The sequence below is a fragment of the Luteitalea sp. genome (assembly GCA_009377605.1).
GTDB lineage: Bacteria > Acidobacteriota > Vicinamibacteria > Vicinamibacterales > Vicinamibacteraceae > WHTT01.
This window is the reverse complement of record WHTT01000055.1, coordinates 21,129-43,974: the sequence shown is the minus strand read 5'-3', so window position 1 is coordinate 43,974 and position 22,846 is coordinate 21,129. Positions and strand designations below refer to the sequence as shown.

21 protein-coding genes and 1 pseudogene are annotated in these 22,846 nt (G+C 64.6%); 10 read left to right on the top strand and 12 right to left on the bottom strand.

What is annotated here, in order from left to right; all coding sequences use genetic code 11:
• Positions 1 to 340, bottom strand: a pseudogene (locus GEV06_18015) (ATP-binding cassette domain-containing protein).
• Here GEV06_18015 and GEV06_18010 point away from each other — a divergent pair.
• The 7 genes from GEV06_18010 (at position 333) to GEV06_17980 (ending at position 9,932) form a co-directional block, all read left to right on the top strand.
• On the top strand, positions 333 to 3,017 hold the full coding sequence (locus GEV06_18010; GenBank protein MPZ19791.1) for an FtsX-like permease family protein: 2,685 nt from the start codon (positions 333 to 335) through the stop codon (positions 3,015 to 3,017). The pseudogene GEV06_18015 and the gene GEV06_18010 overlap by 8 nt on opposite strands.
• A 63-nt stretch (positions 3,018 to 3,080) precedes the next feature.
• Complete coding sequence (locus GEV06_18005) at positions 3,081 to 4,865, top strand: hypothetical protein (GenBank protein MPZ19790.1); 1,785 nt, start codon at positions 3,081 to 3,083, stop codon at positions 4,863 to 4,865.
• Positions 4,866 to 5,005: 140 nt separating this feature from the next.
• Positions 5,006 to 6,559, top strand: a complete 1,554-nt coding sequence (locus GEV06_18000) for an amidohydrolase family protein (GenBank protein MPZ19789.1) — start codon at positions 5,006 to 5,008, stop codon at positions 6,557 to 6,559.
• A 13-nt stretch (positions 6,560 to 6,572) separates the two neighbouring features.
• Positions 6,573 to 8,438: a hypothetical protein gene (locus tag GEV06_17995; protein ID MPZ19788.1), complete on the top strand. Its 1,866-nt coding sequence runs from the start codon at positions 6,573 to 6,575 to the stop codon at positions 8,436 to 8,438.
• 137 nt (positions 8,439 to 8,575) lie between these two features.
• Positions 8,576 to 9,121, top strand: a complete 546-nt coding sequence (locus GEV06_17990) for a MarR family transcriptional regulator (protein MPZ19787.1) — start codon at positions 8,576 to 8,578, stop codon at positions 9,119 to 9,121.
• Between the two features lie 21 nt (positions 9,122 to 9,142).
• Entirely contained in the window at positions 9,143 to 9,559 is a 417-nt protein-coding gene (locus tag GEV06_17985) for a DoxX protein (protein ID MPZ19786.1), read from the top strand.
• 22 nt (positions 9,560 to 9,581) lie between these two features.
• Positions 9,582 to 9,932: a hypothetical protein gene (locus GEV06_17980; GenBank protein ID MPZ19785.1), complete on the top strand. Its 351-nt coding sequence runs from the start codon at positions 9,582 to 9,584 to the stop codon at positions 9,930 to 9,932.
• 112 nt (positions 9,933 to 10,044) lie between these two features.
• Here GEV06_17980 and nhaA read toward each other — a convergent pair whose 3' ends face one another.
• On the bottom strand, positions 10,045 to 11,349 hold the full coding sequence (gene nhaA, locus GEV06_17975; GenBank protein MPZ19784.1) for a Na+/H+ antiporter NhaA: 1,305 nt from the start codon (positions 11,347 to 11,349) through the stop codon (positions 10,045 to 10,047).
• Positions 11,346 to 11,660 carry an SDR family NAD(P)-dependent oxidoreductase gene (locus GEV06_17970; protein ID MPZ19783.1) on the bottom strand — a complete coding sequence of 105 codons (315 nt, stop codon included), beginning with the start codon at positions 11,658 to 11,660 and terminating at the stop codon, positions 11,346 to 11,348. The genes nhaA and GEV06_17970 overlap by 4 nt, the downstream gene beginning before the upstream one ends.
• Positions 11,661 to 11,765: 105 nt before the next feature.
• On the opposite strand from GEV06_17970, the gene GEV06_17965 reads away from it, so the two are divergent.
• On the top strand, positions 11,766 to 12,653 hold the full coding sequence (locus GEV06_17965) for an NAD(P)H-binding protein (GenBank protein ID MPZ19782.1): 888 nt from the start codon (positions 11,766 to 11,768) through the stop codon (positions 12,651 to 12,653).
• An 18-nt stretch (positions 12,654 to 12,671) separates the two neighbouring features.
• Here the strand turns inward: GEV06_17965 and GEV06_17960 are convergent, their stop codons facing one another.
• Positions 12,672 to 13,148 (bottom strand): ClbS/DfsB family four-helix bundle protein, encoded by a 477-nt coding sequence (locus GEV06_17960; protein ID MPZ19781.1) that lies wholly within the window; start codon positions 13,146 to 13,148, stop codon positions 12,672 to 12,674.
• Positions 13,149 to 13,274: 126 nt separating this feature from the next.
• Here GEV06_17960 and GEV06_17955 point away from each other — a divergent pair, with 126 nt between their 5' ends.
• On the top strand, positions 13,275 to 13,505 hold the full coding sequence (locus GEV06_17955) for a hypothetical protein (protein MPZ19780.1): 231 nt from the start codon (positions 13,275 to 13,277) through the stop codon (positions 13,503 to 13,505).
• Entirely contained in the window at positions 13,502 to 14,071 is a 570-nt protein-coding gene (locus GEV06_17950; GenBank protein MPZ19779.1) for a hypothetical protein, read from the top strand. The genes GEV06_17955 and GEV06_17950 overlap by 4 nt, the downstream gene beginning before the upstream one ends.
• A gap of 120 nt (positions 14,072 to 14,191) precedes the next feature.
• Here GEV06_17950 and GEV06_17945 read toward each other — a convergent pair whose 3' ends face one another.
• The 8 genes from GEV06_17945 to GEV06_17910 are packed head-to-tail and all read right to left on the bottom strand — an operon-like array spanning position 14,192 to position 22,818.
• Entirely contained in the window at positions 14,192 to 15,370 is a 1,179-nt protein-coding gene (locus tag GEV06_17945) for a type II asparaginase (protein MPZ19778.1), read from the bottom strand.
• Positions 15,255 to 16,541, bottom strand: a complete 1,287-nt coding sequence (locus GEV06_17940; GenBank protein MPZ19777.1) for an MFS transporter — start codon at positions 16,539 to 16,541, stop codon at positions 15,255 to 15,257. Before GEV06_17940 ends, GEV06_17945 begins: the two co-directional genes overlap by 116 nt.
• Complete coding sequence (locus tag GEV06_17935; protein ID MPZ19776.1) at positions 16,538 to 17,317, bottom strand: FCD domain-containing protein; 780 nt, start codon at positions 17,315 to 17,317, stop codon at positions 16,538 to 16,540. Before GEV06_17935 ends, GEV06_17940 begins: the two co-directional genes overlap by 4 nt.
• Positions 17,289 to 18,740, bottom strand: a complete 1,452-nt coding sequence (locus tag GEV06_17930) for an aldehyde dehydrogenase family protein (GenBank protein ID MPZ19775.1) — start codon at positions 18,738 to 18,740, stop codon at positions 17,289 to 17,291. The genes GEV06_17935 and GEV06_17930 overlap by 29 nt, the downstream gene beginning before the upstream one ends.
• Before the next feature lie 57 nt (positions 18,741 to 18,797).
• On the bottom strand, positions 18,798 to 19,970 hold the full coding sequence (locus tag GEV06_17925) for an iron-containing alcohol dehydrogenase (GenBank protein ID MPZ19774.1): 1,173 nt from the start codon (positions 19,968 to 19,970) through the stop codon (positions 18,798 to 18,800).
• A complete protein-coding gene (locus tag GEV06_17920; GenBank protein ID MPZ19773.1) occupies positions 19,967 to 21,217 on the bottom strand; it encodes an Ldh family oxidoreductase in 1,251 nt (416 codons plus the stop codon). Before GEV06_17920 ends, GEV06_17925 begins: the two co-directional genes overlap by 4 nt.
• 26 nt (positions 21,218 to 21,243) lie before the next feature.
• On the bottom strand, positions 21,244 to 21,900 hold the full coding sequence (locus GEV06_17915) for a 4-carboxy-4-hydroxy-2-oxoadipate aldolase/oxaloacetate decarboxylase (protein ID MPZ19772.1): 657 nt from the start codon (positions 21,898 to 21,900) through the stop codon (positions 21,244 to 21,246).
• 33 nt (positions 21,901 to 21,933) lie between these two features.
• Positions 21,934 to 22,818 carry an RraA family protein gene (locus GEV06_17910; protein MPZ19771.1) on the bottom strand — a complete coding sequence of 295 codons (885 nt, stop codon included), beginning with the start codon at positions 22,816 to 22,818 and terminating at the stop codon, positions 21,934 to 21,936.
• Between the last annotated feature and the right edge of the window lie 28 nt (positions 22,819 to 22,846).

Below are 22,846 nucleotides of genomic sequence, written 5' to 3'. Positions count from 1 at the left end.
CACGCTGGCGGATGCCGCGCACCAGATCCCAGATCGCCCGACGCGCCTGGGGGTCGAGTCCTGTCGTGAGCTCGTCGAGAAATACGAGCTCGGGGTCATTGATGAGCGCCAGGGCAATGAACAGGCGCTGCTTCTGACCGCCCGACAGCGTCATGAACCAAGCGTTTCGCTTGTCGCCCAGACCGAGCTGATCGATCAGACGATCGCCGTTCAACGGCTTGCGGTACAGAGATGCCCACAGAGCCACGGCCTCACGCACCTTGATGCGCTTCTGGAGCTGCGCCTCTTGAAGCTGCACGCCGATCCGATCCTGCAGCGTGTAGGCGTCTCGTATGGGATCCTATGAGTCCCTCATCGGCCAGGGCCTTTCCGACGAAGAGGCGTGGAACGAGCTTCAGCGTCAGTTGCCGGACTGGAAGACGCTCGGCGACGAGCTTCTCGACGCCGAGCCGGCCACCGTCCGGCTGGCGCACCCCCAGCGCGGACCATTCGCCGGCACGACGAAGGCGAGGCTCATGTCGGGCCTTCGCGAGCTCTTGGGGCTTGGACTCGTTCGGGATCTGCGGGCGGGTGTCAGAATGCTCGTCAAGAGTCGTGGCTTCACGGCGACCACCATCCTGACGCTCGCCGTCTGTCTCGGCGCCAACGCGGCCATCTTCACAGCGGTCTACTCTGTGCTGTTGCGACCGCTGCCCGTTCCCGACGCCGATCGCATCGTCGCAATGGGAGATGTCTATCCCACGATTACTCCCAATGACATCTTGTCCAATACCGCGCCGTCCTATTTCGATCGGCTCGAAGCAATCACCACCCTTGAAGAACAGGCGATGTTCGCCCTGTGGTTCGACACGATCACGATCGACGGCGTCTCAGAAGAAATCCGTGGCATGAGAGCGACACCCTCGCTGTTTCGCCTCCTGCAAGTTGCTCCCGGTCTGGGCCGAACGTTTACCGACGCCGAGGGTGAGATCGGCGCCGAGCAGAAGATCATCCTGAGCCACGGGCTCTGGCAACAACTCTATGGCGGTGATCCGGCGGCGGTGGGACGGCAGCTTCGACTGGGTTGGACAGGGCAGCGCTATACCATCGTCGGCGTGATGCCGCGCGGGTTCTCCTTCTTCGAGCTCGGCAACGACGGCCACGCGCGGACGGCAGGTGAGCAGGTGCAGTTCTGGATACCGCTCGCCTTCACGGCGGCGCAGCGGTCGGACGAAGAGCGAACCCGCTACGGCTTCTTCCATGTCGGCCGGCTCAGGCCGGATGCCACGGTCGAGCAAGTCCAGGCGCAGGTCGATGCGCTGAATGCGGCGAACTTCGAGCGCTTCCCTCAGTTTGGCCTGTCCGAGCTGCGCATGTACACCGCTGTGACGCCGCTCCAGGAGGCCCTGACCCGCAGCGTCCGTGGCATCCTCTATCTGTTGTGGGGCGGAGCCACCTTCGTTCTGCTGATCGGGGCCCTCAACATCGCGAATCTGTCGCTGGCGCGATCGAGCGTCCGCGCCCGGGAACTGGCCGTGCGACTGGCGCTCGGTGCCGGCAGGTTCCGTGTGACACGACAACTGATCATCGAGGGCCTCCTCCTGGCCGGAGCCGGAGGCCTGGCAAGTGTGGGAGTCGGCGCTTGGATCCTCCAGGTGCTTGGATCCGGCGGCCTAGCGAATATGCCGAACGCTTCGTCTGTCCAGATGGGCTGGACCGTTGTCGGCTTCACCGTTTCGATGTCCCTCCTGGTCGGGGTGCTGCTCGGACTGGTGCCCGCCGCGACTATGAGCAGGCTGAACGTCAATCGGGCTCTCGCCGAAGGAAGCCGGCTCGGAACTGGTGGACGCGTGACACGCCTCTTCCGGCGTGGATTGGTGGTAACACAAGTCGCCTGCTCGGTCGTGCTTCTGATCGGCGCTGTGCTGTTGTTGACCAGTTTTCGCAATCTCTTGGCTGTGGACGCCGGCTTCGACGCCGAGCGTGTCACCACTGCAACGATCTTCCCGCCGCCGTCGCGGTACGAGGATGACAATGCCGTGGTTGCGTTGTCCGATCGAGTCCTGGAATCGATCCGGAGCATGCCAGGCGTCCAGGCGGCAGGTCTCACCTCGAACATCGCGTTGAGCGGCCGAACCAGTCCGGCAACGGTCTCTGCCGCGGATTACACCCCACGGCCCGACGAAGCATTGGTACTCCCGTCCGTCGTGAGCGTCACACCCGGTTACTTCGAGGCCATGGCCACTCCCCTTGTTCGCGGCCGGTACTTTGCTGAAAGCGATCAGGAGCACACGCGACGTGTCGCAATAGTCGATGAGCGCCTCGCCGCACGATTCTGGCCGAATGAGGATCCGATTGGGAAGGGTCTGCATCGCGGGAGCTCCGCACGGTACACGGTGGTGGGTGTGGTTCGCGATGTGAGGTTCGAGAGTCTAGCCGGGCGGACCGAGTCTGTCGGTACGGCCTATTTCCCGCATACGCAGGCGCCAGCGTTGGGTCGGCTCCGGTGGATTGCGATCAAGACGGCGAGCGAGTCTCCTGGCGTGATGCGATCGCTTCGGTCGGCATTGACGGCGATCGACCCGGATTTGGCCCTCTCCGACACCCAGACGATGAGCCAGCGCATGTCGCATTCGGTCGTGCCGCAAAAGCTTGCCATGGGCCTGGCCAGCATGTTTGGCCTTGTCGCCCTGCTTCTGTCGGTCCTCGGTGTTTACGGCGTGCTGGCGTACGTGGTGGCCCAGAGAACACGTGAAATCGGTATCCGCGTCGCACTCGGCAGCACCCGACGCCGTATCTTTCGGCTCATCTTCAAGGAAGGACTGACGTTGGTCGCAGGCGGCCTGACGCTCGGGCTGCTGGGAGCCGTCGCTTTGGGTCGGCTGCTCGAAGGTCAGCTCTTCGGCGTAACACCAACGGAACCGGTCGTGCTCGCCGCGGTGATCCTCTCAACGGGCATCATTGCGCTGCTCGCATGCATCTCTCCCGCACACCGTGCGACGCGCGTCGACCCGGTAACGGTCTTGAGTGAGCAATAGAGAATAGCCCGCCTGTTCACTCCCCCTCAGTCCTGCGTTTCCTACAGATGAGGGGAGGAGCTCGTGCCCGAGGACCAATGGACAGGCCGCGGCTTTCCGTGGGAGTACGACCCTGGGCCTCCACGGAACCGAAGCTGGCCGCGCCTGTTCGCCGAAACACCGAACTACCGTGCGCTTGGCCAGGCGCTGACCGGCCGAGAGGCCTTCCGCTGGCACTTTGGGCCGATGTTCTATCGCGGGCGGCTGAGCGATGGCCAGGCGAAGGTGTTGATCGTAGGTCAGGAGGGAGCGCAAGACGAGTCGCTGGCGCATCGGTCCTTTACCGGCGGCACCGGAGCCCGGATGCAGCACGTGCTGCTCCACCTCGGAATTACGCGCTCCTATCTGTTCCTGAACACCTTCGTTTATCCGATCTTCGGTCAGTACGGCAGCTCCCTCCGGGCGCTGGCCCAGGACCTCAGATCTCCTGTCTGCCGGCACCGCCACGAGATCTTCGATTACGTCGCCGCCAGAAACGACCTCCACCTCGCGATTGCCGTCGGGAACGCGGCGAAGGAATCGCTGGCGACCTGGGTGGCGTCTCACGGCGGCAGCGCCGACCCCCGTCGCTTGCACAACGCTGAGGCGAGCGCCATCTCGCCGCGGCTCAGGATGGTGGGTGTCGTCCACCCAGGGGCCGTCCGGGACACACCCATCAGTGAGATCACGGCGGACTTCACGGCAGCGCTGCGGCGGATCGAGCGCTGGTCGCAAGACGACCCTTCGTGGCTCCCTGCCGATCCGGATGGAGCACGCCAGCCTGCAGGCGACTACACGTACGAATCAGCACCAATCCCATTCCGCGACCTCCCCTACGGGATAGCTTGGCGCCTGGGCCGCGGCGCGACCTCGAGCAACCGAAGCGACGACCAGACGGCCATCCAGGTGTTCTCGGCGGATGGGAGGTCCAACAACACCGGCCATCAGATCTCGTACGTTGGCTCGACGAATGGCTCGAAGGCGGGATACGTCGAGGATCGAGGCGACCTTCCCTACGAGCCTCCGCGCATAGAGTATCGCGCGTTCGATCGAGGACCGGAAGCTCGATTCGCCCGGCTGCTGCTCGGCGGCGAGGCCGCCTTTCCGTGGCCCGACTTCACCACGCTCGGCCTGCTTGGTCACCCTTCGTTTGGCTACGGACCAATCTACCGAGGACGACTCGACCGCCCCGGCCTCCTGGCCATCGTCGACCAAGGCAGTCACGACGATCTGTTCACGGGGCGCGCACTCAGCGGCGACGCGGGCCAACACCTGCAAGCCTTTCTGCGAGCCGCAGGCGTCACCGAGCGCTACGCGATCCTGCGTGTGCTGCCGGTCGACACGCTGGAGGGCGACGCTGCCCGCATGCGTGCGGCAATCGACGACCCTCGCACACAAGCGCTCTACGCGGAGGTCATTCGCAGAGCGCGTCCAGGCGTGCTCCTGGCAATCGGCACCGATGCTCGGCGACTGCTCGACCGCAGCGATCTCGGCAACACGCGAGTCGTGAACCTGCGGGCCTTCGGCCAGCGCTCCTGGAAGCGGTCCTGGCAGACGGCCCTCACCGAGCTGAAGTCCTTGCGGTATAGCAAGGACCTCTCTCGACCCACGTTCTCGTACGACGGTGAGCGCGAGCAGATTCCCCGCATCGACCTTCCCTTCGGAACCCTGCGCTGGCAGGGAAGCAGCGGAGATCGTGCGGAGCGCGCCCGTCAATCGGGGAGGCCAAGCTCCAACTACTACAGGCTCGTGATGCCCGAATGGACGGCCGAGCTCGATCCGGCACCGCTGTCGCCAGCCGAGCAGCAGGCTATCGACGAATTGACATGATCAAGACGACCGATGGATGTAGCCGCACCTTTGGTTCGAGGGGTCTAGAGACCCCTCGCTAGGCGCTGTGCGATGGGTTCGGTACGTAGCGCGCGGCCTTCAGGCCGCGCGGCAAACGAAAGAATGAAAGGACTGACGTGATGGAGCTCCACGGGAGGGTGGTGCCGCTTGCGGCCAACGATCCACAGCGCCATTTCAGGGGCCGCGTGAGGCTCGGCGAAGATGGCGCGATCGACAGCGTCTTGCGCAATCGCACTCCGTCATCGAACGGCTTGCGCGTGGTAGACGTGGGTGATGCATTCATCTATCCGGGCTTGATCGACCTGCATTCACACATTGGCTTTGCGTCGCTGCCGCTCTGGGACGAGCCAGCGAGAGATCATCCCTTCCTTCATCACAATACCTGGCCGAGCGCCCCTAGCTATCGGCCGTTCATAAGCTGGCCGGCGTACGCCCTCATCAAGGGCGCACCGGAGGCGCTGCTGGCCTACGCGCAGGTACGCGCGCTCGCGGGCGGGACCACCAGCATCCAGGGCTGGCCGCCAGCCAACCGACGCCCTGCCAACCAGCTCGTTCGCAACATCGACGATGAGAACTTTGGCAATGCGAGCGATAACAGCATTCGCACCTCGGCGCTCACACTCTCGGTGTCGGACCTGAAACAGCGTGCCCGGCACATCGAGTCTGGCGGTGGCTTCATTTATCACTGCGCCGAGGGCCAGGGCGGCAGCCTGGCTGCACGGGAGTTCGCCGAGGCCGCGCGCGCCGGATGTCTGCGCAGCCGCTTGATTGCAATTCACTGTAACGCCGTTGGCGACGCCGACTTCCGTCAGTGGCAGGAACACGCCACGCTCGCGGGAGACGCCTCGCCGGGCAGCGTCGTGTGGTCTCCATTCTCGAACCTGTGGCTGTACGGTGAGACGACCGATGTTGCAGCCGCGCGCAAGCATCACGTCTCCGTGTGCCTGGGAACGGACTGGGCGCCCTCCGGAACCAAGAACCTCCTAGGCGAGCTGAAGATCGCCAACTTGTGGATTCGTGAAGCCGGCCTCGATATCAGCCACTTCGATCTCGTCGAGATGGTGACCTCGTCACCTGGCGACGTGTTGGGCGCCTGCTGGCCGCACGCGGCCGGCCGCCTCGAGGCAGGACGGCTCGCCGACATCACGGTCGTCGCTCGTCGTCATCCAGACCCGTGGAAGAACCTCGTCATGGCACGCGAGAGCGATGTGCTCCTCGTCATTGTGGGCGGGCACGCCCGCTACGGCACGCGCGATCTCATGCGCGCCTGCGGCGAGTCGCGTACGACATCGGTGGGGATTGGAGCGGACAGGCGCCACGCTTTGCTCCGCAAGCCAGACGATGCGGAGCAGGTGTGGACCTGGAGCAGCGTGCTGGGCGAGCTGGACGAGGTCCGTGCGGATCCCGACGCCGCCATCGATCGCGGTCACCGTGTGGCAAGGGCTGCCCTCGAAGCCTCGCTGATGAACGGCGCTGCGCCGCCGCCAGGGCTCGTGCTCGAGCTCGACATGCCGGGCGCACCCGAGATGTTTGCCGGCCCGCCGCCGCCCGGTGTCGAGTACGAAGTACCGGAGCCTTCGTCACTCGTTCACGACCGAGCGTGGCTCGGCTCGCTGCGCGAGCGCGGTTTTCACAACGGCGTTCTCGATCGCGTTGCTGATTACTACGTGTAAAGAGGCTACGACCATGAGCTCCCGCAAGACGACGATCCGCCGCGCGCAGGCTGGGACGGCTGTAACCGACCTGGCGGCTGCGGAGCCACAGCTCACGCCACAACAGCGCCGCCAGGTCGTAGATGCGTTCCTGAGCCTGTTCGAAGGACTCTACACGCATCTCCCGCTCAAGCGCTCCATGTACGGCATCGACCCGATCCAGCAGTTGCGTCTTCTCCGTCAGCGGGCGGAGCAGGTGGACGACCGCACGTTCCACACAGAGCTGTGGTACATCGTGCGGGCGTGTCGCGACGCCCATACCATCTACGTTGGGCCCAGCAGCCGAACAGGTCACGTCGCTAGGCTCCCGTTTCTCGTCGAGCAGTACGGGCCGCATGACAACCCGCGCTACCTCGTGTCCAAGACGGCTCCGGAGGTCATCGACGACAGTCAATTCGTGCCGGGCGTCGAGCTGACGATGTGGAACGGCATGCCGTTCACGACAGCAGTCGAGCGGCACGCCGACCGTGAGACCGGAGGACGAGCAGATGCACGACTGGCGCGCGCCGTGGAGTCGCTCACGTTTCGCGCGCTGCAGTACGGCCCGCCGCCCGATGAACATTGGGTGCTGATCGGGTACGTCGCGAAGAACGGGAAGGCACGAGAGGCGCGCCTTCCGTGGCGGCTCGTCACGCCGCGTACGGCGCCCGACACCGCCGGTCCGGCTACCGCCGCTGCTGCCGTCGCCGCACAAGCGCTCAACCCCGCAGGCGAGCAGATCCGGCGCGCCAAGAAGCTCATGTTCAACGGGGAGCTCTGGGCGCGGGAAAGTGCGACTCGCGCGCACCGTGCAAGGCTCGGTAATCCAGCAAAGGACACCATCAGCGGGCGCTTCGGTGACAACGTCTCTGCCAGGACGGTCGAGACGTCATCCGGGACCTTCGGATACCTGCGGTTGTGGAGCTTCGATCTGCGTGATGATGACGGGTTCCTCGCCGAAGCGATCGAGATCCTGAAGCGCCTTCCGCAGAGCGGCCTGATCATCGACCTGCGCGCGAACCCCGGCGGTCTCATCTGGGCAGCCGAGCGACTGCTGCAGCTCTTCACGCCGCATCCCGTACAGCCCGTGCGCTTTTCCCTGGCAGCCACCGAGCTCACCCGCGCGATGGCGGAGGCACCACAGAATCAGGGCTCGCTCAGCCCGTGGGCGGCAAGCCTCAGAAGCGCCGTTGCCACCGGCGAGCTCTATTCGCAAGCGCTGCCGATTACGCCACCGAGCCGGTGCAATGACATTGGTCAGGTCTACGGCGGACCGGTCGTCGCGGTGGTGGACCCGAATACTTACTCTGCGGGCGATCTCTTTGCGGCGGGGTTCGTCGACAACAACGTCGGGACGCTGGTCACCGTTGGTGAGGCGACAGGCGCCGGCGGCGCCAACGTCTGGGATCCCTCCATTGTCGGCGCCGCGCTCGCTGGAACGTCGTTCGCGCCCGCCCTGCTGCCCTCGGGGATTACCTACCGCATCTCGGTGCGCCGCGCCACGCGGATCGGTGATGCCGAAGGTGTTGCGATCGAGGATCTCGGCGTCGCCGGACACAGGCGCTACGCGATGACGCGCAACGACCTCCTTCACGCCAACCGCGACCTCCTCGAGTACTGCGGCCGACTCTTGGGCGCGGAGCCGTCGACCAACCTCCAGATCACTGCACTCTCTCCGAAACTGACCGTCACATCGCGGGGACTCGACCGACTCGACGTCTACGTCGACGACAGGCCTCTTGGCACCCTTCGCATCGTCAACGACCGTGCCGAAACGCCGCTCCCGGATGTGTGGGATTCAGTGACGCTGGAGGGCTTTGCCGGTCAGGTGCTCCGGCAGCGCCGGCGCGCCACGCGCTGAAGAGCTCCTACAGCATCTCGGGCAAGAAGTCGGCATCGTCGCTCCCGCTGGCCGGGAGTCATGTCCCGACCTGTCCCTTGACATAGGGCATTATATACTGTAATTTCTGAATGTACAGAACGTACAGGAATACTCGAATGCACCTTTCGCCCACCATGCAGAAGCTCGTCATCCACTGGGGAAAAATGGGAGCGCGGTGGGGGATTAACCGCTCGGTCGCGCAGATCTATGCGCTCCTGTTCTTCTCTCCCGAGCCTCTCCCGGCGGACGAGATCGCCGAGACGCTGTCATTGGCGCGATCCAACGTCAGCACCAGTCTGAGGGAGCTTCAGGGCTGGGGGATCGTCACGGTGACCCAGCGGCTAGGGGATCGGCGGGAGCATTACGAGGCGCTCGAAGACGTCTGGGAGACCTTCCAGCGAATTGCCGCCGAGCGTAGGCGACGCGAGTTCGACCCCACGTTGGACATGCTGCGCGCCAGTATGAGAGAACTCGATGAGGCGGGCGCAGGGGCCGATGTGGCTTATGCGAAGCAGCGCCTGTCCCACATGCTCGAGTTCCTACAAGCGGTCACCTCATGGCATGAGGAAACCCGTCGCCTCTCTCCCAGCGCCCTTCGGAAGCTTGCGCGGTTTGGAACGAGGATTCGGAAACTGCTGGAGCTTCCTGGTGGGAAACCATGATTGAGCTGAAAGGAAAAAGCAATGACCAACTCGCTCGATCGCGTCACGCGTCATGTTCCGACGTATCTCCGCCTTGCCCTTGGTGCCGCGTTCCTCGCCGCGGTGACCGACCGGTTTGGCCTGTGGGGGCCACCCGGCGCCGCCAACGTCGCGTGGGGTAACTTCCAAGCCTTTCTCGACTACACAGCGACCCTCAACCCGTACCTCCCGCTGAGCCTGATTCCGCCGGTTGGATGGGTGGTGACGATTGCCGAGGCGGTGCTTGGCGTGGCCCTCATTGTCGGCTTCCGTACGCAGACCACAGCTCTGTTGAGCGGATTCCTGCTCCTGGCCTTCGCGATCGGGATGACGATCGGACTCGGGATCAAGGGCCCGCTCAACTACTCCGTCTTCTCAGCCTCAGCGGGCGCGTTTCTGCTGGCCATTCACTCACGCTGAGCGCGCTCGGCATTAGCAGACCATGTACGAAAATCTCCGAACCCCACCCTTACCGCGGGCCCTCTACCTACGGCGTGTCGCCCTGCACGCAGCCGTTGCCACACTCGTGGTTGCTGTGTCGCTTGGTGGCGGTGTCTTGGGGTATCGATATTTCGAAGGGCTCGCGTGGGGTGACGCCTTTCTCCATGCAGCAGTGTTGCTGGGTGGGATGGGGCTCGTGCGGGTGCCGATAACCGAGGGCGGGAAGCTCTTCGCGGCGCTCTACGCGCTCTATGCGGGACTCGTGTTCCTCGTCGTTACTGGGATTCTCTTTGCGCCTGTTGTCCATAGACTCCTCCATCGATTCCACTGGGAAGGTGATGGCGAAGGTTAGGGCTCAGGCGTCGCCCGCCGCCGCGTGACGCTGACGGTCAGATAGCATTGGAGCCCCAGCGCACACCATCCCAACAGGGCAATCATTGAAGCAGCGACGTTTCCAATTGGCGTCATGGCTGCGTTTCAGGTAGCCGGAGCCATATCAGAAGGAACCCCGCAACCCCGGCCACGAGCGATCCCGCGAGAACGCCGATCTTGGCCGCGTCCAGCAACGTGCCGTCCAGGGCGAGGCTCGAGATGAAGAGCGCCATCGTGAACCCAATTCCGGCAAGGCATCCCGCTCCCACGAGCAGCGGCCAGGACACGCCGGTTGGGAGGCGCGTCCAGCGAAGGCGGACTGCGAGCCATGCGAACAGGCTCACACCGACGGGCTTCCCCACCACGAGGCCGGCGATCACCGCAAGCGCTACAGGGTGTCCGATGCCCTCGAGCTCCAAGGCAACGCCGGCGTTCGCGAGGGCAAATATGGGCATCACAACGAATGACACGAACGGATGGAGCGCAGACTCGAGCCGCTCGAGAGGCGATTCCACGCCGTGAGCTGCCGTCGCGGCAGGTGCAGTCACGTCCTCGGCTTCATCGACGTCGTCGTGGCTACCACCGAGCCGCTCACCGAGCCTGTCGAGAGCGTGTGATGCGTGGTGCTCACCAGGAGCGGCGCGAGCGGGCGCCAATAGCCCCAGCAGCACGCCGGCGATCGTGGCATGCACACCCGACTCATGGAAGGCCAGCCACGTGAGCGCGCCCGCAACCACGAACGGCACAATCGTCGTCACGCCTATACGAACGAGAATCGCGACAGCCACAAGCCCAGCGAGGCCCAGGGCGACGAAGCGCGCGTCGATACCGGTCGAATACCCGAACGCAACGACGAGAATCGCGCCGATGTCGTCGATGATCGCGAGAGACAGCAGGAAGACTCGCAGACCATGCGGCACGCGCGGCCCCAGCACGGCGAGGCAGCCGACGACGAAGGCGATGTCGGTTGCCATGGGGATGCCCCATCCCGCGGCGCCGTCTTGCCCCCATTGCAGGCCGAGATAGATCGCCGCGGGAAGGACCATTCCGCCGAGCGCCGCGGGCAGCAGGGCCGCACGCCGGTCGCGGAGCTCGCCAACGGCAAGCTCCCGCTTGATTTCGAGGCCGACTACTAAGAAGAAGACGGCCATGAGGCCGTCGTTGATCCAGTGCCGCAGCGAATGCTGCATGGTCACGCTGCCCGCGCTCCAACCCACCATCGTCTGCCAGATGGCTTCGTAGGGCGCTCGGAACAGTGAGTTCGCCAACACGAGCGCGACGGTCGCACACACCAACAGTACGACGCCGCCTGCCGCTTCAACGGTCAGGAACTGCGTGAGTGAGTCGATCCAACCACTTCGGGTCTGCCGCTGTTGTGCTGTCACCTCAGGCCTCATGATCCGGCGATGCCCTGGCACTCGTTTCGAAACTGGTAGTCTGTCATCTTTACGAGGCTTTCGCGGGCGGCGCGGCCGCTGTGAACCCCCGCGGTGAAGATGATGTGGCTGGCGCCCTCAACTGCGGCGGGAAGCGTCTCAGGCTTGGTGATGTCGCCCGCAACCACGTCTACCGCGGAGTCGAGTTGCAGCGTTGCTCGCGCCGCATCGCGGGCCAACACACGCACCTGATAACCGCGTTGGAGCAAGAGGCGAGCGATGAGGAGCCCAGTACCACGTGTGCCGCCGACAACCAGCACGGGATCGCTCATGATAAGCCACTCACTTCCGTTGTGTGCGCTCAGCCGGCAGTCGGCCCAGCGCGATGGCTCAATACTACCTGCACTGAACGGGTTGACACTCACTGGAGATCAAGCATGACCACGAATCGAACGCTCACAGTGCTCGTCACCGGCGCAACGGGCAAGCAAGGTGGCGCCGCGGCGCGAGCGTTGCTCGCCCGCGGACATCGTGTCCGCGCCCTCACCCGCAACACCACCAGCCCCGCCGCCGAGGCCCTGAGACACGCTGGTGCGGAGCTCGCGACCGGCAACTTCGACGACCGCACTTCACTCGAGCAGGCAATTGGCGGCACCAACGCGATCTTTACAATGTGCACGCCATTCGAAGCCGGCACGGAAGCCGAGACGCGGCAAGGCATCGCCATCGTGGACGCAGCGCGCGCTGTGGGCACACAGCACTTCGTCTTCTCCTCGGTGGCCGGCGCCGATCGCAAGACCGGCATTCCGCACTTCGAGAGCAAGCTCGAGGTCGAAGAGCACCTCCGCCGCAGCGCTCTTCCCTTCACGATCATCGCCCCCGTCTACTTCATGGAGAATCTGCTCGCACCGTGGAACGTTGCCGGGCTCGAGAATGGCGTCTTCGCCCAAGCGCTGCCCGCAGGACGTAAGCTGCAGCAGATCGCCGTGGACGACATCGGGGCGTTCGCCGCGCTCGTCATCGATAGACGAGATCAGTTTCTCGGCACCCGTATGGATCTCGCGTCGGATGAGCTGACGAGTGAAGAGATGGTGACCATCGTCTCCAACGTCTCAGGCAAGCAGATCCGCTATCAGGAGCTGCCGCTCGAGGCCATCCGTGCCGACAACGCGGATCTTGCGGCGATGTTAGAATGGTTCGACCGCGTGGGTTACAGCGCAGACATTGCGGCGGTCCGCCAGACGGCGCCGGACATCCGCTGGCACCGTTTCGAGGACTGGGCACGCGAGCAGGACTGGAGCTTTCTCGGCTCGCGTCGGGAATAACGGTCTTGGACGTGTCGTTCAAGGCGTTGTTCCGGCCACCGCTTGTCGCTCTCTCCATCGCCGTATCGCGCCGGCGTGCTTCGGGTAGTGACTGTACGTATCGAGTCGCAGCCGACGACGGAATCGCGTCTCGACAATCAATTGATCTTCTGGCGCGTGCTCGATCAGGGCGACAACCCGTCGGTGGATTTCTTCCTGCTGCCGGAACACCTCCGGGAGCGACAGCCCTGCCTTCTTCTTCGTCATCAGGGCGTTGAAAGTATCGATGCCGCCATAGGTGACCGAGTATCGCGGCGGCCTGCGGCCCTCGAGGATGGATGGCAGGTGCTCGAGTGCCTCCTCCTCCCAGGTGGTCACGTGAGCAATGATGTCTCGGACCGACCAGGCGCCGGCGACACCAGGCTCCATCAGTTGCGCGTCGGAGAGGCCGGCATACGATGCCTTGAAGGCCAGCCACGCCTTGTCGAGTCGTTGCAACAGTTGCCGTCGCTCCATCGTCTGGGCCATCACAGACTATGAGGCAGATCGACGCGGTGAGCCCTCCGTCCCTTGCTGTCGAATCGGGGAGGGTAGGGCGCGTTCGCCGAACGCGCCGTGCGCTACAATCGGGTTTGGAAAGTCATGAACCCGACTACTGAGCTTCTGGAGCGCCTCTTCACGGAACAGGTCGCGCGTGCGCGTGAAATGTCGGCGGAAGTAAAGCTACTCGAGGGCCCGCGACTCTTCGATCGCACCTGCCGTGTCATGATGGACGGCATCCGCCATCGTCACCCTGAACTTGACGAATTGCAGGCTCAAGCCATGCTCCGGTGGCAGCTCGACTTGGCCGGGCAGCTGGAGCGTAGCCCGTGACGAGCGACGAAGCAGTCGCCCACGTCATCGATGCGCTAACCACGGAAGCTATTCCGTTCATGGTCGTCGGTTCACTGGCGACCAACGTCCACGGCGTTCCTCGGTCGACGCGTGACGCCGACTTCGTCGTGGAAGTATCCCCTGGTGCTCTGGAGCGGCTCGTGGCGACGCTGGGCCCGGCGTTTCGGCTGAATCCTCAGGCGTCGTTCGAGACAATCACCGGAACCACTCGCCACGTGATCGAGCTTCGTGGCAGCCCGTTCACGTTCGAGCTGTTCGGCCTAACTGACGATCCTCACGATCGGGAGCGGTTCGTGCGGCGCCAGCGCATGCGACTCCTGGCGCGGCACGCGTTCGTGATGACCGCAGAAGATACTGTGATTACGAAGCTTCGGTGGGCGCGTCAGGGAAACCGGGCAAAGGACCTCGACGACGCTCGAAATGTGCTCGCAGTCCAGGGCTCGTCGCTGGACTGGACATACATTGAACGCTGGTGCGCACAGCATGGCACTCGCGCCCTTCTGGACTCACTTCGGCAATCCCTTTCATCCGGAGACTCGTGCTAGAGTCGCTTCTTCCTCCGGCTGTCGCTGTTTCCCTCCTCCGCGTGAAATAGCGAGATCAGAAGCCACCAGGCACGATGGGCGTCGCGGCCGCGCCACTCGTCGAGGCCCAGGGTCGCATTCTCAGTAGGTGTCGAAGATTCGCTGGATGTCTTCGAGCTGGCGCGTGCGGGTCAGCGCCAGCATGAGGAGAATCCGCGCCTTGTGCGGTGACAGGTCTCGCGCCACGACAGCCGGGAGGCCCGACACGGCCTCCCCGACGATGCGGCCACCGGGCACTCGAGAGGAGACAACCACCGGTATTCCGGCAGCGGCGGCCTGGCGGACGACGTGCCGCCCACCCTCGCTCAACCGCCCGCCTGCGAAGCCAGCCACGACAAGGCCGGCAGGACGACGGGCGATGACACCGTCCATCAACGTGCCGTCGAAGCCCGCGTAGTCAGCAACCAGAACAACGTTCGGCAGCGCATCCAACTCCGAGACATCGAATTCGCTCTTGCTCGTGTGCGGACGCGCCGGGCTCCGGTAGAAGACGACACCGTCCGGATCGATATAGCCGAGGAGCCCCAGCTCCGGTGAGCGAAAGGTGTCCACACGCCGGTTGTGTGTCTTCCAGACGTCACGTGCGGCCGTAATGCTCTCGTTGAGCACGACGAGCACGCCTCGGCCGGCCGCCTCCTTGGAGGCCGCCGTCCGCACGGCGTTGAGCAGGTTGGCCGGTCCGTCGGCAGAAACCTCGTCACTCGCGCGCATGGAGCCGGTCAGGACGACAGGCCTTCTGTCGCGTACGGTCAGGTTCAAGAAGAACGCCGTCTCCTCGAGCGTATCGGTGCCATGGGTCACGACGACGCCCGGCAGGGACGGCTCCTCACGAAACAGTGCGTCGATCCGCTTCGAGAGCGAGAGCCAATGCGACGGCGTCATTCGCGACGAGCCGACACGGACGATTTCTTCGACGCTGATGTCGGCATGCTCGGCAAGCTGCGGTATTGCGGCAATCAACGCGGCGCCCGGCTGCATGGGCGCTCCGGCGCGGCTGGCGATGGTTCCGCCGGTCGTCAGAATCGTGATGCGCGGCTTCGGCCTCGCTTGGGGTGCGGCGAGCGCCGTCGCCGCCACACAAGCCAAGATGAGGCCGAGCTGTCCTCCGCGTTGCACACGTCTCACCTGGGCATTTCTGCGCGCCTCAAGCACGTGGCTTATGGTAACCGCGTTCCTGCTCCGAAAGGCGCGCCTCGGCGTCCCCGGTTTCCACGGCGGCAGGCGAGCGCATCGACCGCCAGCACAGAATCGCCGCAAAATTCAGGAGCGCCGCAACCTGGAAGTAAGTTGCGGGGCTGCCCGTCAGCCGGCGAAGCAGCGGGAAGGCGTTCGTGCTGACGAAGCCGCCGAAGTTGCCCGCCATGTTCATGGAGGCCGAGACGGCTCCGGACCGCTTCCCGCCGACGTCGAGGCAAAACGCCCAACTCGGGCTGATCGTCATTTCTACGCCAAACGTGGCCACCGCTAAGCCAACGACCGCGCCCACCGCGCTGTCAGCCACGGAGGCCCACAGCACACCCGTCGTCGCGAGCACGAAGCCGGCCATGCCAGGCAGGCGGCGCGACCAGGCGCGGAAACGCGACTTGTACAGAAAGTCCACGAACAGCCCGGCCGCCCAGTTCGCGGACGCGCCGCACAGCAGCGGCACCATCGCATAGCGGGCGGCTTGGTTTTGCGTCAAGCTGTATTGCTCGAGCAGGAACGGGTGCATCCACGAAATGCAGATGTAAAATGTGAAGTTCCCGGCGAAGTACTGCACCATCGCGAGGATCATCCCGCGCGAGCGCAGCAGCTCCCCGAGACCGCGCTCCGGTCCGCTCGCCGTCGATTCGTGGACGATCCGCTCGCGCGGGTAGTCTCGAAACCATATCAGCCAACAGAGCACCCAGACGAGACCAGGAATTCCCAGAATGTAGAACGCGCGGCGCCAGCCGTAGCCCTCCAACAACCAGACGAAGATGGGAAACGCGACGGCGGCACCGAGGAGCCCGCCGGAGAAGAGGACGCCGTTGGCAATGCCCCGCTCAGCCGCCGGCAGCCAGTTGTAGAAGACTCGTGCCGAGCCGGGAAACGCGCCCGCTTCCGCCACACCGAACAGGAATCGCACCACGAGGAGCGACCCCAGCCGCGTCATGGCACCAGTGAGCGCCGTGAGCACGCTCCAGAGCGCGACGACGATTGCCAGCGCGTGGCGCGGGCCGATGCGATCGGCAAACCAACCGGAGGGAATCTGCGCCGCGGCGTAGCCGAGCGCGAACGCGCTGAACACGAACCCCATCTGAGCGTCGGAGAGCGACAGATCACCCGCCATTGGCCCCTTGGCGGTCGAGATCGCTGCTCGATCGATGTAGGTAATCAACGACAGCACGAACAGCGCTGCGATGACCATATAGCGCGGCAGACGACTGGGCGCCTCGGTCGTCCTGCTCATCGCCGCGAGCTCTTCATGCTGGATCGCTGCGGAGCGTCCGCATCTTCTACCTGCCCTCGAATCCCAACGCGCACGATGTCTTCGAGCGCGCTCAAAATGTGCCGCTCCATCACTCGTTGCGCCGCTCTCGCCTGCCGGCGTGCAATGAGATCGACCAGCTCGTGATGCTCCTCGATCGCACGTGACGGACGTCCCACCAGCCGGATCGTCCTAGCCATCAGTATCTGACTCTGCAGGTCGAGCTGCCCCATCATGGAAGAGAGATAGGAGTTGCGGGCAGCCCGCATGATCGCGGCGTGGAGGTCCCGATTGTAGGCTCGATACGCATCCATGTCCCCATCTCTCAGAGCGGCCTCGCCGACCGATTGATGCTCACGGAGCCACGCCAGCTCCTCGTCTGTAATGCGCTCGCAGGCCAGCCTGACGCTGAAGCACTCGAGCGCGGCGCGCATCTCGTACAGCTCCCGTACCTCTTGCTCGGTGAACGCCCGCACGAACCAGCCTTGATACGGCCTCTTCACGACCAGGCCGTCCCCCTCCAGCCGGTGCAACGCTTCACGCACCGGTGTGGTGCTGATCGCGAGCTGCTCGGCGATCGTGTCCGGACGAAGCTGCGTTCCAGGCTCGATACGGCCACCCACGATGCCGTTCCACAGTGAGACATACGCCCGCGCGCCCAACTGGAGCGTGCCAGACAACGGCTCGAGCGCAGGTGCCTGCGCTGGCGCCTGCGCTGGCTTCGCGGCCCTACCACCTGACGTAGATGGTTTTGACATTGGTGAAGAACTCTCTGGCTGTCGGACCAATTGAATAGGCGCCCTGTCCGGACTCCTTGACGCCGCCGAATGGAACGTGCGCCTGGCTCGCCGTGCCATGATTCACATGGATCATGCCGGCTTCGACGCGCCTGGTCACTTCGTGAACAGCGCGCAAACGATCCGTGAACAGTGACGCGGCGAGGCCATATCGTGTGCCGTTGGCAATCGTGATGGCCTCGTCCAGGTCGCGCACCCTCACGACAGGAAGCACCGGCCCGAAGATCTCCTCGAGAGCCAACGGAGAATCGGCCGGTACGCGGTCGAAGAGGGTCGGCGCGTAGTAGTACCCCTGCCGTTCTGGCTCGTCGACGAGCGGCCGGCCTCCCGTCAGCAGCTCGCATCCGGCGGCAACGCCCTGACGGACGTATCGATCGACGCTGCGGAGCTGGTCATGGCTCACCAATGGCCCCATCGTGGTACCAGGCTTCGACCCGTCCCCCACTTCGAGGCGATTGACGAGGCTCACAATGCGCTCCACGAGCGCATCCGCCTGCGCTTCGGAGACAATGACACGGCTGAGCGCGGTGCACCGTTGGCCGCTGCACTGAAACGCCGCGGCCACGATCTCGCGCGCTGCGCCGTCGAGATCGTCGTAATCGAAGACGAGCGCCGGATTCTTGCCGCCCAATTCGAGCTGCACTCTCGCCAACCGGCGCGCGGCGGCTTCAGAGATGTGCATACCGACGGCAGTCGACCCCGTAAAGCTGATCCCGCGCACCCGCTCGTCCTGAATCAACGCTTCGCCGATTACCGAGCCAAGGCCGGTCACGAGATTGACCACGCCTGGGGGCACGCTCGCCTCTTCGAGCAGCCCGACGAGATAACAGGCGGACCACGGCGTCAACGATGACGGCTTGAAGACAACGGAATTGCCCCACGCCAGCGCTGGCGCGATCTTGCGTACGGGCGTGACCACGGGGAAGTTCCAGGGGGAGATCGCGGCAACAACGCCAAGCGGCTCCGAGGTCGTGTAGCAGGTGACGCCAGGACGCTCGCTCGGGAACGTCTGCCCTAGCCCGCGGCTGGCTTCGCCGGCCATGAAGCGCGCCTCCGCCGCGGCACGCCCAACTTCGCTCTCGGCCTCGGCGAGCGCCTTGCCCTGTTCGAGGGTGACGATCCGCCCGAGCTCGGCCTTCGATTGCTCCAGGAGCTGGGCGAACCGGAAGAGCACCGTGCCGCGCTGGGGACCGGGCGTATTCGCCCAGACCTCGCTGGCAGCGACAGCCGCGTCCACGGCTGCTGTCACATCCGCTTCACTGGAGTTGGCGAACTCTCCGAGGCACTCTTCCGGATGCGCAGGATTGTGGGTCGCGTAGCATTTGCCGCCGGAGGCAGGCCGCCATTCGCCACGAATGAAATTGTGGTGCCGTTCCATGTTCATGTTGCCGGGCGCGTCGTCACTCGCGCGCGCCCGACCTTTAGGTCTGGCGTTGAGCGCCTACAAGACGCGGCGCAGGATCTCCGTCAATTCTTCCTTGCTCGTCGGCCGCGGGTTCACCGCCACGTTGCCGCTCTTCATTGCCTCTTCCACGACGTCATCCACGTGCTCGGCGCGCAGGCCATGCTCCGAGAGTGTCTCCGGAATCCGAATTGCCCTTGCCAGACGTTCGACGGCCGCTGCGGCGCGGACGGCGCCTTCCGCCGGCGGACAGTCGTCCACACGCTCGCCAAGGGCTCGGGCCACCGCGATGAACCGCTCGGGCGCGGCGGAGCAGTTGAACCGCATCACCACCGGCAGCGTCACGGCAATCGCCACGCTGTGCGGAATCCTGAGATCCCAACTTCCGAGCGGCATCGCCAGCGCGTGCGCCAGTCCGAGCCGCGTTGGATTCATCGCCATACCGGCCATCGTGCTCGCCAGCAGCATGGCGTACCGCGCGTGACGATCCTGGCCATCGACCACGGCGCGCCGCAGATGACCTCCAATGAGCTCGATCGCTCCGAGCGCCAGCGCTGCCGAGATCGGCTGACAGGCCGTGTTGGTGTAGCACTCGACGGCGTGCGCCAGCCCGTCCATCCCGGTCGACGCGGTCAAGGCCGGGGGCAAGCCCATCGTCAGCTCCGGGTCGCAGAGCGCCATGGTCGGATAGAGCAGAACCCCGCCGATCGCCACCTTGAGCCTCCGGTCATCGTCAGTGAACACCGACCACAAGCTCACCTCGCTGCCGGTGCCCGCGGTCGTCGGGATGGCAATCGTGGGAAGCGACTGGTTCTGAACTTTGTGGAGGCCGACGTAGTCGAGAGGAGAGCCCGGATTCGTTGCAAGCGCCGCTACCGCCTTGGCCGTGTCCAGCGAGCTCCCACCTCCCACGCCCACCACCAGGTCGGCGCCGCTGGTCTTCAGCTCGTCGACCGCCTCACGGATGAGACTCGAGCCAGAGTCCGGCGTGACGCGGTCGTAGATTGTGAGGTCGATGCCGGCACGCTCGAGCGTGCTCGTCACGGCGTCGAGGATTCCGGCGGCGCGGACGCCCGGGTCTGTCACCACGAAGACTCGACGGGCTTTCCGGGAACGTACGTGGTCTGGCAACGTACGCGACGACCCGTATCCGAAGTGAATATCCGTCGGAATGGGTAGGAAGTTGAATTGTTGACCAGCGTCGAATCTCATGCTGAATCAAGCCGAGAAACTGAAGAGACCTCGAGCGGAGACGGAAGAGGGACATCGAGCTCCGCGCCCAGGCGTGTCAGTTGTTCCATGATTGCCGCTGCCACAGCGATGCCTTCCGCTCGGTTCCTCGATTCGTGGGCGAGCTCGATCTCGCCCGGCAGGAGGACCCGTTCCATTGCCGGTGCCGGCGGCGACGCCTTGAGCATCTTCAGGATTGCATCCATGCGCGTCCTGAAGTCCGCCTCGGACATGAACAGGTCGGTTCTCACGGCGCCCAGGACGTGACCGACGTTCTGGACGGCCGTGAGGTTCTCGAGCGTGTTCAGATGCACGGCGAACGCGGCTCCAGTCAAGACGCCGCACAGAATGTCGATGATGAACGAGAGCGCCGATCCCTTCGGTCCGCCGAAGGGAAGCACGGCGCCGGCCAGCGCCTGCTCCGGGTCGGTGGTCGGATAGCCGTCTGGGTCGATTGCCCACCCCTCGGGAATTGGCTCTTTCGTCTGCGCGGCTACGATGATCTTTCCGCGTGCGACCACACTCGTCGACGCGTCGAAGATCAAGGGACCTTCCTCGCCGGCAGGCACGCCAATCGCCACCGGATTGGTTCCCAGGAAGCGCTGCCTTCCGCCGAATGGCGCCATATTCGGAGGTGCGTTCGAGATTGCAACGCCGATACAACCTTGCTCGACCGCCTTCTCGACATAGTAGGCGGCAGATCCAAAGTGATTGCTCCGTCGGACGCCGACCAGGCCAGTGCCGTGCGTGCGGGCGAGGTCCAACGCGGCATCCATGGCGCGAGCACCCACCACCGGACCCAGGCCGTTGTCGCCATCGAGCAGCGCCGCCGCGGCTGTGGACGGGAACAGTCGAATCTCCGGCCTCGCCTTCACCGCACCAGCGCGAACGCGCCGTGCATAGACGGGAAGCCGCACCAGCCCGTGCGAGTCCACGCCGCGCAGCTCTGCCTTGATCAAGCAGGCGGCCACTTCGCGGGCATCCTCTGACGGAACGTCCAGACGTCCCAGCACGCGGCAGGTGTAGTCGAACAGCTCCTCGTGCCTGTAGCGTCGTGACTCCACGCGCTCTCTCGTGTCAGTTGTGGGTTCGGCCGTAGCGCAGGCCTCTAGGCCTGCCCATCGCGGGGTTGGCAGGCCTAAAGAGCGTGAGAAACAATCGCCGTAGCGTAGGCCTTCAGGCCTGCCAACGCCGCAGCAGGCAGGGCTAAAGCCCTGCGCTACGAGCAATTCTTCGCAGGCTCTAAAGGCCTGCGCTACGGCTTGCGGGGATCCATCAGCCCCAAGAGCTCCACAGTGGTCCGGCCCTGTTGAAGCTGGCGGATGATCTCCGTTTCTCGCGCCCGCCGCTCGGACGCCGCTTCGTAGACCTCTTCGACCTTGTCCTGGTCGACGATCACCAGACCGTCCGCGTCCCCCAAGACGATGTCCCCTGGGCGAACGAGCGCACCTCCGAGCTGGATAGGCACATCGAGCTTTCCCGGTCGCTCCTTGGTGCACGCCCCTATCGCGAGACCGCGGCTGAACACTGGAAACCTCAGCGCCTCGATCGCGTCGACGTCTCGCACGGCGCCGTCGATGACCAGGCCGGCAACGCCGCGTGCCTGCGCTGCCGCGGTCAGTACCTCGCCCCAGGCTCCTGCCAGCAGATACGCGCCCACCGTTGCGACAATGACCATCCCCGGCTGCGCGCTCGCCACCGCAATGTGGAGCATCAGGTTGTCGCACGGCGGACATTCGACGGTCGTCGCCCGGCCGCGCACCTTCGCCCCGTGCCAGGCGGGGCGGATCGCCGGATCGACCATCCCCCTCTTTCCGGCCGCCTCATAGAGCGTCGCGGGATCGAACTCGAACAGCCGTTCGGCCGGATCCTCGGCCTCGACAATGCTGGGTTTGATACGGGAGTTCGCCATGGTGAATAAGTATCACCAATTCGACCATTCGGATCAGGGCTCGTTACTCGGCTGCCGGCGCTCTGCCCACGGATTGTTCCCTGTCTCCTTGATGTAACGCTCACGCGAGATGTTGTCGAGGAACATCAGCGCCTCCTTCGCCACCTCCTCGGCTCGCTCGCGCGGGACCACGACCACGCCGTCGCCGTCGGCCATGACCACGTCGCCCGGCCGAACGAGCACGCCGCCAATCGTCACCGGCCGATTCACGGACTCGAGCTCGTTACGAGCGGGGCGAATGCCGCGTGCGAGCCGTCGGAAGTAGACCGGGACCTTGTGGTAGGTAATCTCGTCGGTGTCGGCCAATCCGCCGCTCGTGATCAGGCCGACCATGCCCCGCTTCCGCCAGCCCAGAATATTCGAAGAGCCGATGCTGCGCGACTCACCATCCTCCATGGCATCGATGACGAGCATCGTGCCCGGCGCAAGCACGTCCGTGAACGCTTCCGAGGTCAAGGTGCTGTACCAGCGGCCGATCGCGTCGCGATCCATCTGCGGCTCGCGCTTGTTGGTCGGCACGTAGCGGGCGGTCACCGCAATACCCGCCACGCGGTGCGTAAACTGCTCGGTATCCTTCCAGAGAGCGTGGACCTCAGGATCGACGAGGCCGATGTCCTGCAGCCCTACCACATCCATGCCATCGGAGACGTCCGCCACTCGAAGATACTTGTACATCGCGAGAGCTCGCTCGTTGTCCTCCTGCGAGTAGTCCGTATAGGGGATGAACAGCCGGACTTTGTCAGGAACGCTTGTTTCGGCCGGTTGTTGCGACGCCTCCACGACAAAGACGTGTCTGGGCCCAACCGACCACGGCGCAGACGCCAACCCGGTCCCCATCAACAGCAGCAGAGCGATTTTGTTTCGTGCCGACATCAGCATCAGTGCCCTCCATAGGACGCGGAGTTTC

What these genes read in the sequence shown, in the direction of transcription:
- GEV06_18010 (MPZ19791.1), top strand. Translation starts at nt 333, where the DNA reads ATGGGATCCTATGAGTCCCTCATCGGCCAGGGCCTTTCCGACGAAGAG.
- GEV06_18000 (MPZ19789.1), top strand. Translation starts at nt 5,006, where the DNA reads ATGGAGCTCCACGGGAGGGTGGTGCCGCTTGCGGCCAACGATCCACAG.
- GEV06_17995 (MPZ19788.1), top strand. Translation starts at nt 6,573, where the DNA reads ATGAGCTCCCGCAAGACGACGATCCGCCGCGCGCAGGCTGGGACGGCT.
- GEV06_17990 (MPZ19787.1), top strand. Translation starts at nt 8,576, where the DNA reads ATGCACCTTTCGCCCACCATGCAGAAGCTCGTCATCCACTGGGGAAAA.
- GEV06_17985 (MPZ19786.1), top strand. Translation starts at nt 9,143, where the DNA reads ATGACCAACTCGCTCGATCGCGTCACGCGTCATGTTCCGACGTATCTC.
- GEV06_17980 (MPZ19785.1), top strand. Translation starts at nt 9,582, where the DNA reads ATGTACGAAAATCTCCGAACCCCACCCTTACCGCGGGCCCTCTACCTA.
- nhaA (MPZ19784.1), bottom strand. Translation starts at nt 11,349, where the DNA reads ATGAGGCCTGAGGTGACAGCACAACAGCGGCAGACCCGAAGTGGTTGG.
- GEV06_17970 (MPZ19783.1), bottom strand. Translation starts at nt 11,660, where the DNA reads ATGAGCGATCCCGTGCTGGTTGTCGGCGGCACACGTGGTACTGGGCTC.
- GEV06_17965 (MPZ19782.1), top strand. Translation starts at nt 11,766, where the DNA reads ATGACCACGAATCGAACGCTCACAGTGCTCGTCACCGGCGCAACGGGC.
- GEV06_17960 (MPZ19781.1), bottom strand. Translation starts at nt 13,148, where the DNA reads ATGGAGCGACGGCAACTGTTGCAACGACTCGACAAGGCGTGGCTGGCC.
- GEV06_17955 (MPZ19780.1), top strand. Translation starts at nt 13,275, where the DNA reads ATGAACCCGACTACTGAGCTTCTGGAGCGCCTCTTCACGGAACAGGTC.
- GEV06_17940 (MPZ19777.1), bottom strand. Translation starts at nt 16,541, where the DNA reads ATGAGCAGGACGACCGAGGCGCCCAGTCGTCTGCCGCGCTATATGGTC.
- GEV06_17935 (MPZ19776.1), bottom strand. Translation starts at nt 17,317, where the DNA reads ATGTCAAAACCATCTACGTCAGGTGGTAGGGCCGCGAAGCCAGCGCAG.
- GEV06_17930 (MPZ19775.1), bottom strand. Translation starts at nt 18,740, where the DNA reads ATGAACATGGAACGGCACCACAATTTCATTCGTGGCGAATGGCGGCCT.
- GEV06_17925 (MPZ19774.1), bottom strand. Translation starts at nt 19,970, where the DNA reads ATGAGATTCGACGCTGGTCAACAATTCAACTTCCTACCCATTCCGACG.
- GEV06_17915 (MPZ19772.1), bottom strand. Translation starts at nt 21,900, where the DNA reads ATGGCGAACTCCCGTATCAAACCCAGCATTGTCGAGGCCGAGGATCCG.
- GEV06_17910 (MPZ19771.1), bottom strand. Translation starts at nt 22,818, where the DNA reads ATGCTGATGTCGGCACGAAACAAAATCGCTCTGCTGCTGTTGATGGGG.